Annotated in this window: 11 protein-coding genes; 4 read left to right on the top strand and 7 right to left on the bottom strand. The window is 51.8% G+C overall.

What is annotated here, in order from left to right:
* Positions 1-162: 162 nt before the first annotated feature.
* From NW827_RS10825 to NW827_RS10835, 3 genes are all read right to left on the bottom strand, one after another.
* Positions 163-2,286: an FkbM family methyltransferase gene (locus tag NW827_RS10825; RefSeq protein ID WP_414403793.1), complete on the bottom strand. Its 2,124-nt coding sequence runs from the start codon at positions 2,284-2,286 to the stop codon at positions 163-165.
* 16 nt (positions 2,287-2,302) lie between these two features.
* Positions 2,303-2,500 (bottom strand): hypothetical protein, encoded by a 198-nt coding sequence (locus tag NW827_RS10830; RefSeq protein ID WP_414366398.1) that lies wholly within the window; start codon positions 2,498-2,500, stop codon positions 2,303-2,305.
* Between the two features lie 705 nt (positions 2,501-3,205).
* Positions 3,206-3,865 (bottom strand): type IV pilin protein, encoded by a 660-nt coding sequence (locus NW827_RS10835; protein ID WP_414403794.1) that lies wholly within the window; start codon positions 3,863-3,865, stop codon positions 3,206-3,208.
* 678 nt (positions 3,866-4,543) lie between these two features.
* Here NW827_RS10835 and NW827_RS10840 point away from each other — a divergent pair.
* Together NW827_RS10840 and NW827_RS10845 are read left to right on the top strand one after the other, a co-directional pair.
* Positions 4,544-7,489 carry a methyltransferase domain-containing protein gene (locus tag NW827_RS10840; RefSeq protein ID WP_414403795.1) on the top strand — a complete coding sequence of 982 codons (2,946 nt, stop codon included), beginning with the start codon at positions 4,544-4,546 and terminating at the stop codon, positions 7,487-7,489.
* Positions 7,490-7,540: 51 nt separating this feature from the next.
* Positions 7,541-8,872, top strand: coding sequence for a hypothetical protein (locus tag NW827_RS10845; RefSeq protein WP_414403796.1), 1,332 nt, complete (start codon positions 7,541-7,543; stop codon positions 8,870-8,872).
* A gap of 8 nt (positions 8,873-8,880) precedes the next feature.
* Here the strand turns inward: NW827_RS10845 and NW827_RS10850 are convergent, their stop codons facing one another.
* Positions 8,881-9,399, bottom strand: a complete 519-nt coding sequence (locus NW827_RS10850; RefSeq protein WP_414362476.1) for a phosphoribosyltransferase — start codon at positions 9,397-9,399, stop codon at positions 8,881-8,883.
* Positions 9,400-9,476: 77 nt separating this feature from the next.
* Entirely contained in the window at positions 9,477-10,397 is a 921-nt protein-coding gene (locus NW827_RS10855; protein ID WP_414362475.1) for a branched-chain amino acid transaminase, read from the bottom strand.
* A gap of 137 nt (positions 10,398-10,534) precedes the next feature.
* On the opposite strand from NW827_RS10855, the gene NW827_RS10860 reads away from it, so the two are divergent.
* On the top strand, positions 10,535-11,998 hold the full coding sequence (locus tag NW827_RS10860; RefSeq protein ID WP_414503681.1) for a hemolysin family protein: 1,464 nt from the start codon (positions 10,535-10,537) through the stop codon (positions 11,996-11,998).
* 4 nt (positions 11,999-12,002) lie between these two features.
* Here the strand turns inward: NW827_RS10860 and NW827_RS10865 are convergent, their stop codons facing one another.
* Positions 12,003-13,538, bottom strand: a complete 1,536-nt coding sequence (locus NW827_RS10865) for an aminotransferase class I/II-fold pyridoxal phosphate-dependent enzyme (protein ID WP_414503682.1) — start codon at positions 13,536-13,538, stop codon at positions 12,003-12,005.
* A 126-nt stretch (positions 13,539-13,664) separates the two neighbouring features.
* Here NW827_RS10865 and NW827_RS10870 point away from each other — a divergent pair, with 126 nt between their 5' ends.
* Positions 13,665-14,240 (top strand): DUF2854 domain-containing protein, encoded by a 576-nt coding sequence (locus NW827_RS10870; RefSeq protein WP_414403799.1) that lies wholly within the window; start codon positions 13,665-13,667, stop codon positions 14,238-14,240.
* 110 nt (positions 14,241-14,350) lie between these two features.
* On the opposite strand, the gene NW827_RS10875 is transcribed toward NW827_RS10870, so the two are convergent.
* On the bottom strand, positions 14,351-15,812 hold a 1,462-nt coding region (locus tag NW827_RS10875), incomplete at its 5' end, for a type II secretion system protein GspD (protein WP_414503683.1).

Raw genomic sequence — 15,812 nt, forward strand, 5'->3', positions numbered from 1 at the left:
GCCGAACAGCGGGCGGAGCGTCTGGCCCAAAAGCTGCGAGAACTGGGGGTGGATCTCGATGTAGTGATGGACAAGTAAGTTAGAGGAGCAGTTTAGAGTCTGCCTTACCAGGCTGGTCGTTGGTTGGCTAAATAAACTGCTCCTACCGAAAATAAACTGCTTCTACCGAAGAGGCTCTATCAATGGATTATGAAGGATGTTCTTCTTGTTTAAGTAGCAAAGCGTTCCTCGATGTGCGTCAAATATATTTCCCCTACAGAGAACATGGGTGGTACTCAGAATTTGATCGATTATTCGCCTATCTTCCTCTGAATGAAACTCTAAGTATATTATCTTAACGTCAGCTAACATCTCAAAGAGATCCTTCAGTATTTGGGTCTCACAGCCTTCCGTGTCTATCTTGAGGATATCAATTTTTGCAATGCCAATGCTCTTTAAAAATGAGCTCGCCTTTACAAAACGGACAATTCTTGGAAAAGCAGTGTCTCGGTTTTTGTATACAGAGCTATGGGAAGGTGTTATGAGACTACTGTAAAAAACTTTGTCAATGTCATCGCTGTATAAGCCGAATGGGTACAAATTGCAGTTCCCTATTGTGACACTGTTTAGCTTTAGCAAGTGGAAGGCCAATGGATCAGGCTCAAAACAAACAATCTTGGCATTTGGGTACAATGCTCGAAAGTAAGTGCTGGCAATACCAATGTTTGCTCCTACGTCAACTATTAGTGATACATCATCAACAAAGTCTAGAAACGGGTAAGATTGCTTTCTAAATATTTCATCAAAAGTATATCTTGTTGAGTCTTCTCCTTCCTTATAAAAGCGTATCTCAACTCGACAGGAGGAGCCGTCTGCTCTAGACAAACTATAATAAATTGTTTCAATGTTTACCAATCTCGTTGCGTTGGAAAATACTATCTGATTCTGGTCTCCAAGAACAAAGGCAAACTTAGAGTGAGGTAGAAGTTGAGAAATAAGGTCGCTGCTGGAATTGACAATTAAAACATCCCAAATATTACCATTTGAATAGTTATGTCCCTCCTTAAAAACATGCACTCTGGATGTAACTCTATCTGTCTTCGGAAGCTCAGACACTGGGAAGCCAGCCTCAGCGTAGACTTCTAGCCTAGGCAGATCTAGGAGATCCGAGACAATTGCTACTGGACACTCCTTACTAACCAGTATCTTAAGTCTCTCTTCTACCCGGTGTAGCTCCTGAACAGATTCATAGATAGCTAGCCGTGTATCCATAAGATCGTTATTAGAAGTGCTAATGAAGAATCGAGGATCGGAGTTGCCCGCGTAAAATTCAGGCAGTTCTCCCTTAAACACCCAGTTCATCAGGTCAGCTACCCGATACCTTGGGTGCCAGTCTGTAAAGAACTTCTCGTAGGCTCTTCTCGCGATTTCTGTCGCTAACTCTGGGTTCTCCAAGTAAAACTTGACTTTTTCTACTAGCTCAGACTCGGAGTCATAGACATCACAGTACAAGCCTGGAGTAAGATACTCATCAAAACCAGAAGCAAACGATAAGCGATCTGTCAACAGAAATCCTCCTGCGGATATAATCTCGAGGTTTCTTAGGTTAAAGTCTCCGTTTAAGCTACAGTTAAATGAGACTAAGGAGTGAGCAAACAAGCGAGCACCTTCCTCCCTAGTTCCAGACTTTGCTACTAGAGGCAAGCCGGCCTCCTTTAGAGTGTTGAGCAGCCGAACTCGCCTTGGATGAAAACTACCCGCATGTCCTAAAAAAGCAACTTTGTCTTCTCTGGTCTCCACCCATTCATGAGTAACCGTGTGCATGTGTATGAGTGGCAGCCACGCTGTATTGCTAAACCCTGCTGCTGCAAACCAGTGCAAGTGATGACGGTTGATAGGAGTAACGATGTAGTCAAAGTCTTCAGTTGCACAGTAAGCTAAGAGATAGCTAATTGGAAAACGCTCCTGATGAGTGGTTCCTGCAAGTAAAACAGTCGGGCACTTAAGCTTTTTAGTATTGATAGGGATGCTTGGCTCACAACTAGATGCTCGAACGATTAGTAAGTCAAATCTTTTATTCTCAATTCGAGATGATTTTTGTATAAAGTCGTAAATGTCATACTCTTCCTCTGGACATTTAATGAGATCTTGACAGACGCTAGAGAATTCTACAAAACCTTTAGCTCCTCCTCTCGGGCACAAGGTCACTTGTTGGCTGGAAAAAACTGGAGGAGGTACATAGTCTGGTGAAATTGGCCAACTCAGTAGAACACGAGGCTGCAGAGCTGTATTTTCAGAGTTTTCCATAGCTCACTCTCCTATTTTAGTCATTAGCTCCGTCTGGAATGTAGCTTCTACTCAGGTAGCACAGACAGCCCTGGCTACCCTGAGACATGATCCCCCGCCAGATTATGTGAGAAGGATCCCGCATCCGGTCAATCTGCTTGCGGTCTTGCTCCGAGCCAAACTCCACATAGATGACCTTGATGTCCTTGAGCCACAGCTCCAAGCTAGTCAACATCTCCACCTCTTGTCCATCTGTTGCTACCCTCAGTACAGCGATACGCTCCAGATCCAGCTTCTGTAGGGCTGTCTTGGCTTCGCGGAAAGGAAGTCCCCTCTGTTTTCTAGCTCGTCTAGGCACCCTCTGACCAAAGACAGGAAGAGGAAGTCTTATCTTTATTGTGCCCTCTCAGGCTAGTTAGGGTCTCGGTACCTCCAACCCTCGCCCTCTTCCCTGCTCAGATAGCTCTGCTGGTCTCTATAGATTAGCCACAGAAGCCAGGCCAAGTGAGAAAGGATCCCTTGACCCTCAACCTAGGATCAGCCATGGGTAGCTCTGCCATTTCTCAAATAGCAATAAAACATCTCCCTAAATCGTTATTGCTACGCAACGCTGTCGCAAACGGGCTGGCGGCGTCGAGCCCTTGGATCGGCAGCAAAGGTGTCTCAATCTCGTTTGAAACGACCATAAAGTGGTGAGATGAGCTATTTTGGACCTCAAACTTTCCAAACCTGACTAAGTGAGAAATTAGACACATCCTGACAACCCTTTTTGCAGTGGTCACTACTTCCACCAGGAAGAACCCCCGTTCCTGCGCCGGCTTTGCGCGGTAGGGTTTGAGCTTGTGTTTGCACCTCACAGATCTCCAGAATTGCCAAGATACCAAAAAAAGCTCCCCAGTCACAGGGAGCAAAATAGTCACTTAGCCTTGACTTAGGGTTACTAGGATTGTTGCCGCGGGAAAGTCGTAGCAGTTTTCTCTGTCAGATCGTAATTTTCCTCTTCGTCACCGAACGGCTTCAGCTTCAGCTCGTCTTCTAGTATTGTCACCCCTGAATCTTCGTTAGAGAAAACATTACAAGACTTTCCGACATAGTAGTCACCGGTAGCTACCAGCTTCTCACCCCGCCCAAGGCCGATCTCACAGAGGATGGGGTAGCCACCAGCGTTCACATAGGCAGGGTTAACCTCTGTATTACCAAGAACCGCCATGATCAAGCCGCGCTGAGCGGGGGTATCCACTGACATAGCAGGAGCGCCGTAGTTGGGAGCAGACCAAGGATCGTTCTGGTACTTATCCCTGGTGGGACCACACCAGGCACTATCGCAGCCACGGCCAATCACTTCATATGCCGTAGGATACTGACTCCAGTCCATCCGATAGGCCTCAGCACCACGAGAAGCATCGGTCAGAGCAGCCTGGGCTTCTGCCACGCGAGAGCGACGGATCTGGTTCAGGAACTGGGGAATTGCAATAGCGCTCAAGACGCCTACAATTACAATCACCACTAGCAGCTCAATCAGCGTGAAGCCCTTGGCGCGAGAAAGCAAGAACTGAGAGAGCTTTGCGCGAAGTAAAGAGTGGCGCAGTTTTGCACTCATGATTCGTTACTCCCTTGAGAGTTAGAGGAAGGCTCGCTTGTGCCTTCTGTTGACACTACTAGACTACCCACCCCCGCTCGAGTTCATAACATCCCCCAGACAAGTCTTTGTAAACGTTGCCGAGAGTGCCCAGCCTGCCCTTGGCTATTGGCCCTGCAGGCGGAGCTGCCGAGCTCTTCTCGTTGGCCTCTCACAGATTCTGCCAAGGGGAACTAGGTAGCCACCTTCCTTTCCAAGCAGCTACAGTCTTGCCCACCGGGAAGCCTGCCCCCCACGGTGCGAAGGTTGAGCTGGAAACAGGCCCACGCTACGGGCAATTGACACTCCCCCGACTAAAGTCGGGGGATTCTTACACAGTCCACACGCGGACTCATAAAGGTGCTGTCAAGATGCCCCTACACAGTTCCCTAGAGCAAAGCGCTAAGGTTCTGCTTACTTTGCTGAGCAACGCCCCCACGCTCTGCGCTGGTCGGGTTTTCCACCGTAGTAGGTGCTTGCTAAGGCCTCCGACCCGCTGGCGCGAAGGGATAGCAACTCAAGTTGCTTACGGGCTTTTCCGCCCCGCACTCAAGTGCGGGGCCACCAAGCTATCCCCGTGTGTGGTCGACTCCCTTGAACCGCCTCAGCTCAGGGCTATGGCATAATGAGGCCAACTTGTCCTAGTGCCTTCCTGAGTCAATGCCACTTCCTGAATCTTTCACCTTAGAAGAGGTTGCTGCTCGAGGGCGAGCTGCCCTTGCCCGCTCCGAAATGGATTTTCAAGACTGGGCTAGAACCTATGCCAATGTTCTTTCCCCTCTGCAGTGGGGACAGGTGCTAACAAAAGTTATCTACCCTGACTTCAGCACCGACTGGGAGAATGCCCCGGGAACACCACAAGAAGCCACAGAAATAGCAATCCGTAAACTTCTTTACATAGAGCCCAGAAAGGTTTATCCTCTTTACAACGCTTTACTGAGAGTGGAAGGCATTTCTTTGCTTAGTCGAGAAAAGCTGATCTCGCTCATGCTCGAGACAGCTCGAGAAATAGCCTTCTTGGCTAGCAAGCAACCTATTCACCAGTCGAAAATCCTTTACGATCATTCATTAAAAATAAGAGAGCTCATCTTTGAGCTAGATCCGTTGCAGAAGTCTAATAATCTACTCTTGCTCTACGACGCCATCAAGAGAGAAGATGAGTTGGCAATCCTCACCTATGCGTCAGCAGTAGCTGAGAGTATAAGCTCTGGGCCAGAAATTGTCGACCTATCGGAAGAAATTACCTTCCTGGATGTTGCCCGCCATCTCTTGGACGAAGGATACTTAGAGGTCTTCTTTGATCTCCTAGAAGTCTTTGCCCAGAAAATGCCTCAGCCACAGCGTCGCTCGGTTATGGCGGCGCTATCCTTGCTCTCGGAGATTTATCTTCCTGAGAGGGCTGAATCCTATAAAGCACTCTCCACATCAAAAGATTGGCTGTCCGGCTTCGGGATAGAGCTCATTTATAGGCTGATGGAAGAATCGAAAAGTCTGGGGTACTCAGTAGTGGCAGAAAAACTACTTTCACTTGCCTCAGAGGAAGAAGAGAAATCTGCTAACTTCATCTATCTTCTAGAGAACGCAATGGCCTTGTTTGCCAAAGCAGCTCTCACAGACAAGGTAAAGCTTATTATTGACAGATTCCTGAGCTTGTGGCCACTGGAAAGTTTACAGGTTATAAAGGAGAAACTAGTTAACCAAGAGCCTGTAAATGACAACGTTCAGAGTCTCGCTCGTGCTTTTATGTTTTCAGTCTGCTTTTTTATCAACTATGTTAGCGACGATAGAAAGACTATACGAAAGCTAACTCAGATCTCTGCCGACATACTTTATTCTATTCTTCTATCTTACCGAGAAAACTTAGATCTGGATAGCTTCAGTAGCAGATCCCGAAACCTAGCAAATCAGCATCGCAGCTCCTGCCCTCGAAAGCTGAGAGTTGGCTACCTGGGTATATGCTTTATGAGTCACTCTGTAGGCCTAATGTCTCATCAAATACTTGCATCCCACGATACTGAGAATATAGAAGTCTATTACTACTACTTAATGGGCCTAGCGACGGAAGAAATTCTCTCCTCAGATCCTCTTTATCAAAGTTTTCTCCTCCACAAGGCTTATTTCCGTCAGTTTCCCAAAAACACAAGCCTAAAGGAGATTGTACGAACAATAAGAGACGACAATCTTGACATTCTTATACATCTTGACTCGTTGACAGATCGAATTAGCAACTATGTTATGGCATATCGTTGTGCTCCTATTCAGTGTAGCTGGCTGGGAGGAGACTCTTCCGGCTTACCAACTCTAGACTATTTCTTTGTTGATCCTTATCTACTCCCGGATGAGGCGAAAGAGGACTACCGGGAGGAGTTAATTCGCTTGCCTGCTTATGCTGCTGTTAGCCAACTTGCCGTAGATCCCCAAGATCATCAAGTATTTTCTCAAACGCTGAACATTACCCCTAAAAATACTCTCCTTTTTACAGCTGCTCATGCATATAAGCGCAATGACCAGTGTGTAGAAGCTCATTTGATGATCTTACTCAATTCTCCCAATGCCGTACTGGTTGTAAAAGGCAAGGGGGAAGCTCCGTCAATGATTGAGATGTATCGAAAAAGAGCTAAAGAACTGGGAGTCGAGGATCGAATTCGCTTCCTAGCAAGAACAGAATACACAGGTTTACATCGTGGTCAGCTAGGGCTATTTGATTTGATGCTAGACACATTTCCCTACACAGGGGCCACTCATACAATGGAAGCCTTGTATATGGGCTTACCGGTGCTGACCTTAGTCGGTAGGCACTACTATGGCCGCATGAGCTTCAGTCTGCTGAAAAATATCGGCCTCGAAGAGTGCATCACCTGGTCAATTGAAGAGTTTATCGAGCGTGGGATCCAACTAGCCAATAATCCAGAACTCCTGAAAAAAGCTAAGCAAACCATTCGAGATTCCTATGACAGATCGATAATTTGGGACCCAAAGCGCCTAGCCAGAGCTATGGAGAAGGTATACCTTGATCTTGCGTACAAGCATCAGCTAATTGAATCGGTTCCGCCTTTGCAAGAGAATCAAGCTGAGCCTAGGCCTGCTCAGCGTATCCGCCTTCACATTGGAGGTAAAGAACCTCACCCCGATTGGAAGATCCTGGATATTCAGGCAAGGGAGCACGTCGACTACGTGGGAAATGCTAAGGATCTCAGTCAATTTGCCGATGGCTCCGTAGAGGCCATCTATGCTTCCCATGTCCTAGAGCACTTTGATTACATTCGAGAACTTCCAATTGTTCTCAAAGAGTGGCATCGAGTTTTGCGTTTTGGCGGCGAGTTGATGATCAGCGTTCCTGATCTGCCTACTCTTTGTCGTCTTTATTTGAGAGAAGGAGTCTCGCCTGAGGAGCGATTTGCGATTATGCGAATGATGTTCGGCGGACAAACTGATGAATATGACTACCATAAAGTTGGCTTCTCTTGGGAGTACCTGTTTATGTTACTAACTCAAGCAGGTTTCAGGATCATTAGTAAGGTTGATAAATTTGGCTTATTTAATGATTGCAGTGACATGTCTTTTTTAGGCGAGCCCATTAGCCTAAATGTAATTGCGATCAAGTAGAGTAGCTTAGCAAGTTAACCGAGCTTAGGCTTTCTGCAGGTGTGTTTCTCTATGAGCTCAGCAATTATTATCACTGGCGCTGATTCTCATTTTTTTGACCTGGTTAAAGGAACGATTCTTTCTATTCGATATAAGCCGCAAGGTCAATTAATCGATATAGGCTTCTTTAACCTAGGCTGCTCACTTGAAGAAATAAACTGGGTTTTGGAAAACGTAAACTATGTTGTTGAGCCGGACTGGGAATACACGTTTCCTGGTATTGAGAATGCACCCTTATACTTGCGGGGGCTTCTGGCTCGACCGCACCTTCCTAAGTACTTTCCAGGCTATGAAGTTTATATCTGGCTTGATGCAGATGCCTGGGTTCAAGAATGGTTTGGAATTGACTTACTCATTCAGGGAAGTAAAAAAAGAGGCCTGGCCATCGTACCAGAGATTGATCGAGGAAACAGACTACTTTATGGATCAAAAGAACACTTAATCGAACTATCCAAAGCCTATAGGCATTACTTTCCTAACCTAAATGTTGATGATCTGCACACTTATCCTCTTCTCAACGCAGGTGTTTTCGCACTACTTTATAGTGCTCCGCATTGGAACTTCTGGGATCTTCGCCTTGCTCAAGCCTTAGCCAAAAGACCTTCGGTTCTAACTGACCAGCTTGCCTTAAACGTTGCCGTCTACCTAGACGGTTTATTGGAGGAAACAGAACTTCTGCCAGCTTACTGCAATTGGACCTGCCACTATGGCTTACCGAGGTGGGATCCAAAGCGCAGTTTATTTGTTGAGCCTTACCTACCCTACACCCCTATTTCCATCTTACACCTAACTAGCAGCAGCAAAAAACAGGCTAGTCATACACTACTCACCACGGAAGACGAGAGAATTGACCTAAGCCTTAGGTTTCAACAGAGTAGAGCTTGTTTGAGGTGCAACTCTGGGCAAACTAGCCCTCTTGAAGAACATCTGGATACTGCTACTTCAGAAATTTACCTTAGCCAACTTAACCTGGTTCTCTTCCCAAACTGGGATCCTAGTTTCCAGGAAGCAACTATTTCGAGTCTGGAGCTCTTACTGGAGTTTATTCTGCTTAGCCCAAGCCCTCAGGATTATGCCCTGATTGTATCCGCAGAGCTAGACTATGGAATGGCAGACTCAGTCCTGGCAACAGCAGCAACTAACGTTGCCCTCAAACTAATCGAGTCAGGTTACGAGTTAAAGGGAGAGCCGTCTATTTCTCTGGTCAAAGCTCTCAATTCGGAGCAGTGGAAACGGCTGCTGTCCCAGGTCAACTATCACTATCCTCTTGCTCATGAGCAGATCCCAGCAGGGATCCAGCCTGTCTTGGATGGACTACCTCGCTTTGAGCTGCCGTCGAGATAGGGATCAAGCTAACCCGAAGAACGCAGCGACTCCATCAACTGCTGGGGCGTCATCTGCTCGTAGGGCTCAAAGGGCTGGTGGATCCAGGGGTTATCGGGCAGGTAGTCCACGTAGTAGTCGGGCTGGTAGACAGAGGCCGCTTTGTACCACAGTACGCCAGTGCGGATTTCCTCGATGTAAAAGCCGTAGTGGTGCTTAAGCCAGTGGACGGAGCGCTTCAGGGTCATGCCGGAGTCGACTAAGTCGTCCACCAGCAACACGTGGCTGCCTAGGTTGGCAGTGGTCATGGCCAGATCCCGCGAGAAAATCAGCTGCCCCCGTTGGCGATTGCCAGGGCCGGAGTAGGAGGAGGCGGCGAGAATGGCTAGGGGGAGGTCAAAGAGGCGGGCCAGGGTATCGCCGATGCGCAGCCCGCCTTTGGCAATGCAGACAATTTGGTTAAACTCCCAGCCGCTTTCGTAAACTTTGACGGCCAGCTCTTCGATTTTGCGGTGGTAGTCGGCCCAGGTAATAGAAATCTCGTGCAAGGGATCCCTCTCCCGCAGTCTGGATTGGTCAATTCTAATTCTCCCCTTCGGCAGCCTGCCGATGGCAAGCTGAGGGTCTAGCTTTCTTTTAGCGGGATCACCTTCACCCAATGGGCATAGGCAGGATCCCGATTTTCGGTGATGGCCGTCAGCTTCTGCCGCAGCTGCTCGGTGATGGGGCGAGAAGGGGGCAGGACATACTGCTCAATCTGGCGAATGGGGGTAATCTTGGCAGCAGTGCCAGTCAGGAAGGCTTCGTCGGCAATGAACAGCTCCGATTTGTCGACGGGCCGCTCCTGGGTGGGGATCCCCAGGTCGCGAGCTATGGTGAGGACACTGTCGCGGGTGATCCCTTCCAGGATGTCTTGGTCAAAGCTGGGGGTAATCAGCACGCCGTTGCGCACAATGAAGATGTTCATGCCCGAGGCTTCGCTTACCTTGCCTTGGGAGTTCATCAAAATGGCCTCGTCATAGCCGGACTGTACTGCCTCGGTTTTGGCTAGAGAAGAGGTGATGTAGGCGCCGGTGATCTTGCCCCGCAACGGCAAGCTGCGATCTTCTTGGCGGGCCCAAGAGCTGATGCGGCAGGTAACTCCCTCGGGGGAGAGGTAGTCTCCCAATTCCAACCCGTACACGAAAAAGTCTTTCTCGATGTTGTGCAACCGCGGCGAGATGCCCAGGTCGGAGGTGTAGACCAGGGGGCGGATGTAGAAAGAGGTGGAGGGACGATTTTTGCGGATCAGCTCGATGATCACCTGCTCGATCTTCTCGGCGGGCAGATCGAAGCAGAGCAGGCGGGCACTCTGGCTCAGCCGTCGGCAGTGGCGATCCAGACGAAACACCAGCACTTGATCCGGATTTTGTGGGTCGGGGATCCCGCGTAGACCGCCGAAGGCTGCCGTCCCGTAGTGCAGAGCATGGGTGGCAATGGAGATCTTCGCCTCAGCAAAGGGGACAATCTGGCCCTGAAAGTAGGCGTAGGGCAGAAAATCGGGCATGGCCGGCACCTACTGCAGCAGGAACAAGGGGTAGGAATATTATCGCCGATTGACGCAGCAGCAGAAGCTCGCTGTTGGGCGAGGAGGGTAGCCAAAGAGAGCCAGAAAGTCAAGGGCCGGAGGCGCTCTAAGCTAGAATGCTGTCTATCCGTCTTCCTGCTCCCCTGATGGACGACCCTCCTTTAGACTCGTCCCCCAGCCCTGAGCCTGCCTGGGGAGAGGCGTCTCTCAGTCTCCTCTGGGTTATCGCCCTTCTCCTCGTCAACGCCTTCTTTGTGGCAGTGGAGTTTTCCTTGGTGTCGGCGCGGCGCTCCCGCATGGTGCAGTTGGCTAGTGAGGGGAACCGCCAGGCGGCAATTGTGCAAAAAGCCCAGGAGCAGTTGGAGTACGCCCTCTCCACCACCCAGTTGGGCATTACCCTAGCCAGTGTGTTGTTGGGCTGGATCGGGGCCACCCAGGTTGCGCCAACGCTGTTTTTGGCTTTGAGGCAGCTGCCCTGGTTTCAGGGTATGGATCCTGCCCTTGTCCAAGGGGGGGCGGGGGTGGTGGTGTTTTCGCTCCTCACCTACTTGCAGATTGTGGTGGGGGAGCTGATTCCCAAGACTCTAGCCATTCTCTATTCGGAGCCAATTGCCCTGAAACTAGCCTGGCTCAACCGGCTGGTGAGCCGCTTTTTACATCCTTTTGTGGAGCTCCTGCGGTTTTCCTCCCGCTGCTTGCTGCGCCTCCTGGGTGTCCGCATCCCGGAGGCTACTTCTTTTTACAGCACCATGACGGTGGAGGAGCTGCAACTGCTGATTGCCTCGTCAGTGGAGTCGGGCAACATCGAGGCGGAGGAGCGGGAGCTGTTGAGCAATGTCTTCGAGTTCGGCGAGACGGTGGCTAGCGAGGTGATGATCCCGCGCACTAGCATCGACGCGGTACCGGAAACCGCCACGGTCCAGGAGGTGCTGGCCGAGGTGGCCGAATCGGGGCACTCCCGCTACCCGGTCTACGGCGAGTCTTTGGATGACATCCGCGGTCTCATTCACGTCAAGGAGCTCATTGGCGAGCTGGCCAAGGGATCCCTAGACTTGCACAGCCCGATCACTCCCTTTATTCGGGAGGTTCACTTTGAGCCGGAAAACAAGCTAATTGCCGAGCTCTTGCCGGAGATGCAGCAGCACCACTGGCCAATGGTGGTGGTGGTGGACGAGTTTGGCGGTACAGCAGGCCTGATTACCATTCAAGATTTGGTGGAGGAGATTGTCGGCAAGCTCTCCGATGGCCCGGATCCCAAAACGAAGGAGCCGGATATCGAGGAGCTGGACGAAAACACTCTCCTTGTCCAGGCCCAGTTGGACATCGAAGAGGTCAACGAGCGTTGCCACCTTAACCTCCCCTTACATGAGGACTACCAAACGCTGGGAGGTTTTTTGATTTATCACTTACAGAAGATCCCGCGCGTAGGGGAAAAGTTTACCTACCAAGGCATAGAGTTCCAAGTAGTGCGCATGGAGGGACCCCGGGTGGATCGGGTGAAGGTTGTCCGCCACCGCCGCAGTTCTCCCAACCCCCTGCCTTCCCTTCCTCCCCCCCAGACAGCGCAGCCAGGCAGCTGAGGGGCTAGGTTTCGACAACCTTAAGGGTCTGCAGCCGTACATCTTCAGGGCCGTTGATAAAGCCGCCTGCCTCGTGCACTAGCAGCAGATAGTCTACCGCTTCCTGCGTCACTTCTTCGCCGGGCACCAGGATTGGGATCCCAGGAGGGTAGGGGGAGATGATCTCAGCACAGATGTGGCCTACGGCCTCCTGGAAAGGGATCCGCTTGATGGGGGCAAAGAAGGCCTGCCGCGGCGAGAGCCGTTGGGGCGGCAGGGGAGGGCGTTTTAACTGAGCGAGGCGCCGCAGTTTCTCGGCCATGGCTGGGGAGGGTTGGGATCCCTGGGCATACTTTGACAAGGCGGCAAAGCTCTCCACCAGCCGGTCGATGTCCCGCTGGGTGTTGCCGAGGCTCACAATAAAGACCACGTTGTGCAGGGTGGACATCTCCGGCTGTACGTGGAAGTGATCGTTAACCCAGTCATGGGCGTCGAAGCCAAAAAGGCCCAGCCCCGACACCGTCACTGTCAAGCGGGTGCGATCCAGATCGAAGAAGCCAGGTGTAGAGCCGATGCGCTCCGGACCAAAACAGTACAGCCCTGGGATGCGGTTGAGGCGGGCGCGGGCTTGATCGGCTAAAGCCAGGGCTTGGCCCAGCAGTTTCTCGCCTTCTAGGGCCATCTGCCGCCGCGCCACGTCCAGCGACATCATCAGCACGTAGCTGGGGCTAGTCGATTGCAGCAGTTGCAAGATGTTACGCACCCGGTTGGGATCGATGCGGGATCCCTTGAGGTGGAGCATCGAGGCCTGCGTCATGCCGGAGATCACCTTGTGGGTGGACTGCACCACCAGATCGGCACCGGCTTCCAAGGCGGAGATGGGCAGTTCTGGGTGAAAGCCAAAGTGGGGCCCGTGGGCCTCGTCCACCAAGAGGGGCAGGCCGTGGCTGTGGGCGATGGCCGCCAAGGCTTCTAGGTCGCAGCAAACCCCGTAGTAGGTGGGGCTGACCACCAACACGCCCTTGGCGTCGGGGTGCTCGGCTAGGGCCCGCTCCAGGCCGGCAGGAGTGATGCCGTGGGCAATGCCCAGCTCTGAGTCAAAATCCGGCTCAACGTAGATAGGCACCGCCCCGGAGAGGATCACGCCGGCAATGGCCGACTTGTGGCAGTTGCGCGGCAGCAGGATCTTGTCCCCTGGGTCGCACACGGCCATCACCAGGGTTTCTACGCCACAGGTGGAGCCATTCACCAGAAACCAACTGCGATCCGCTCCGTAGGCAGCTGCAGCTAGCTCTTGGGCTTCCCGGATCACGCCGTCGGGATCGTGGAGGTTGTCCACCTCCGGCAACTCGGTGAGATCCGCCCGGAAGACGTTTTCTCCCAAAAACTCCCGCAGGTCGGTGGCGATCCCGCGTCCCTGCTTGTGGCCTGGTGTGTGAAAGGGAGCCTTGTCCAAGCTGCAGTAGTGGCGGATGGCCTCAAAAAGAGGGGCCCGCTCTTGAGCTTTGCGATCCAGCAGGCGCAGACGACGGGACGCTTTGGACAGATGCGACAAAACCATGGGCCACTCCCCAACACACCAGCGTCCAGCCATTATCCACCCCCAGCGGAGCCGAGTCCACCCCCAAGGTCACCTCAGGGAGCGTCTTTCCTGCTAGCCTGGGTTCAGGTTGCCCTTCCTGCTTGTATGTTTGAAAAGCTGCCCCTCCCCCTGAGCACCCTGGTGTTGCTGGCGGGCGTTGCCGCCACAGCTTGGGGCTTTGCCCAGTACAGCGATCCCACCCTGAACCTCATCGGCCTGTTTGCCGGGATCCCTCTGCTGCTGGGGGGGATAACCCTGAAGGTGGTGGAGCTCAAGCCAGTGCCTGCCCTGACGCCCCCCTCGCCAGAAGTGCTCCAAGCCCGTGCTCAGCAGGCCACGGAAATTCAAAAACAAATTCGCGCCGACATCACTAAATACAGCTATGGGGCCAACGCCCACCTGGAAGAGGCCCTGGAGTTCCTCGGCCTGCGCGGCCCTCTGGAAGCAGACCTACCCAAAATTAGAGGCTACAGAGAAGAATTGCGGGATGGCCGCTACACCTTGGTACTCCTCTTCGATTCGCCAGCCGTTCCCTTCCAGCAATGGCAGGAGAGCTACCAGAAAAAAATGCAGGGCTTCTTTGGCCGCGACGTGGAGGTGCAACTGCAGCAACCCCAAGAACATCAGGTGGAGCTGGCGCTCATCGCCTGTCCCGAATCCCAGGCCACCGGGACAGGGTGAGGGGGCTTGGATCCCTCTTTTTTATAATGCTATGATGCGACGGTTACTAATGATTAGGTTGGTCGAGAATTCGGAAACTTAACGGCTTAGCATATCGACTCCCTACTGTCTTATAGATTAGAAGGCAGACCAAAGGCTACGTTGTCGTCCATGATATAGGGCGTCAGCATAAAAACTACTTCATTGCGCTCATTATTCACAGTCTGGGAGCGAAACAAAGCACCTAGAAGAGGCAAGTCCCCTAGCAGAGGAACCTTACGAACATCGACAGTATCTCTGTCTTGGATTAGGCCGGCGATAATAAAAGTCTGTCCGTCTCTTAGTCTCAGTTGAGAGGCTTCTAACTGTCTCCTATCAATGTTAAAAAGCTGGATCCCTGCAAAGTCTCCACCTTCCAGCACTTGGATGGGTATGGGGATGGAAATCTCAGGCCGAATAGTTAAGGTAACAAATCCATTATCGTCTATCCTGACATCCGAAACGTTCAAGATAACTCCAGCCTCCTCTCTTTGCAAACGCTGGGTAACAACTGGTGGCTGGTTTTCTCCTTGGGGTATGGTAATGGTTTCGACGTTTACAGGCACGCTGGTGGCAATGCTAATCCGGCTAGAGCCGCCATCTGCCACCACCACTTTGGGATCGGTTAAAATTTTGCCGGTTCCGTTCTGAATGGCTGCTTGAACTCGCAAAGCCAAGGATTGTTGCAGGCGGTTGAGGGTATTGAAGATACCTGTAATAGAGCCAGAGGGCCCAGTGGGGCCAATGGATTCTACTGAGGATCCCTGAGGCTGGTTCAGTGGCTCGCCACCGAAGCTTGCCCCTCCCAAGGTTCCAACAGCAAAGTTACCAGAGGCTCCACCCAAGTTAACCGATAAGCTCTCGTTGTTGTTCAGACGGATATCGACCGCTCTTACGGAAATCAAAACCTGCCGCCGGCGCACATCCAGTTGAGCAATTTGGGCAGCGGCGATGTCCTGCTGTCGCTCGGTGCCGATCACGGTAATGGAGTTGGTGCGCTCGTCCACATCAAATTGGGCGCCTGGAGCTACGGCATTTAAAACAGCTTCGAGACGAGGAACTATATTTGCGGCAACGGCTTGGTTCAGGCGGTAGTTGCGCACCAGGATCCGGCTCACCCCTGGCAGGTTTTGTCCAATAAAGACAGTTTGGCCCCGTCGCTGTGCCTGTAGCTGTTTTAGCCGCAGGATAAAGTTAAACGTCTCTTGCAGGGGCGAGTCCTGCACGTCTAAAGAGATAGTCAGCTCGGGTGGAACGTCGTTGAGCACCACATTCAAACCTGCCCGTCGCACCAACAAACTCAGCACATCGCCCACGGGAGCATCCTTCAAGGTCAGGCTAATCTTGGCGTTGGTTCCCAGGTCAACCGGAGGGGGATCGGGTAGAATCGTGCCGACAGCAATATCTCCAGCCGGAGGAGCCACAGCTCTTCCTTGGAAAGGAGACTCAGCAGGCAAACTTCCCGGCGGCAGTTGGGGTTGGTTAAGCTGCCCTACGGGGGGCACCTGAGAAATGACCGGCCCAGGAGAAGCTGGCTGAGCTGGCGGGGAAGGG

Source organism: Synechococcus sp. H70.1, assembly GCF_047502705.1.
Lineage (GTDB): Bacteria > Cyanobacteriota > Cyanobacteriia > Thermostichales > Thermostichaceae > Thermostichus.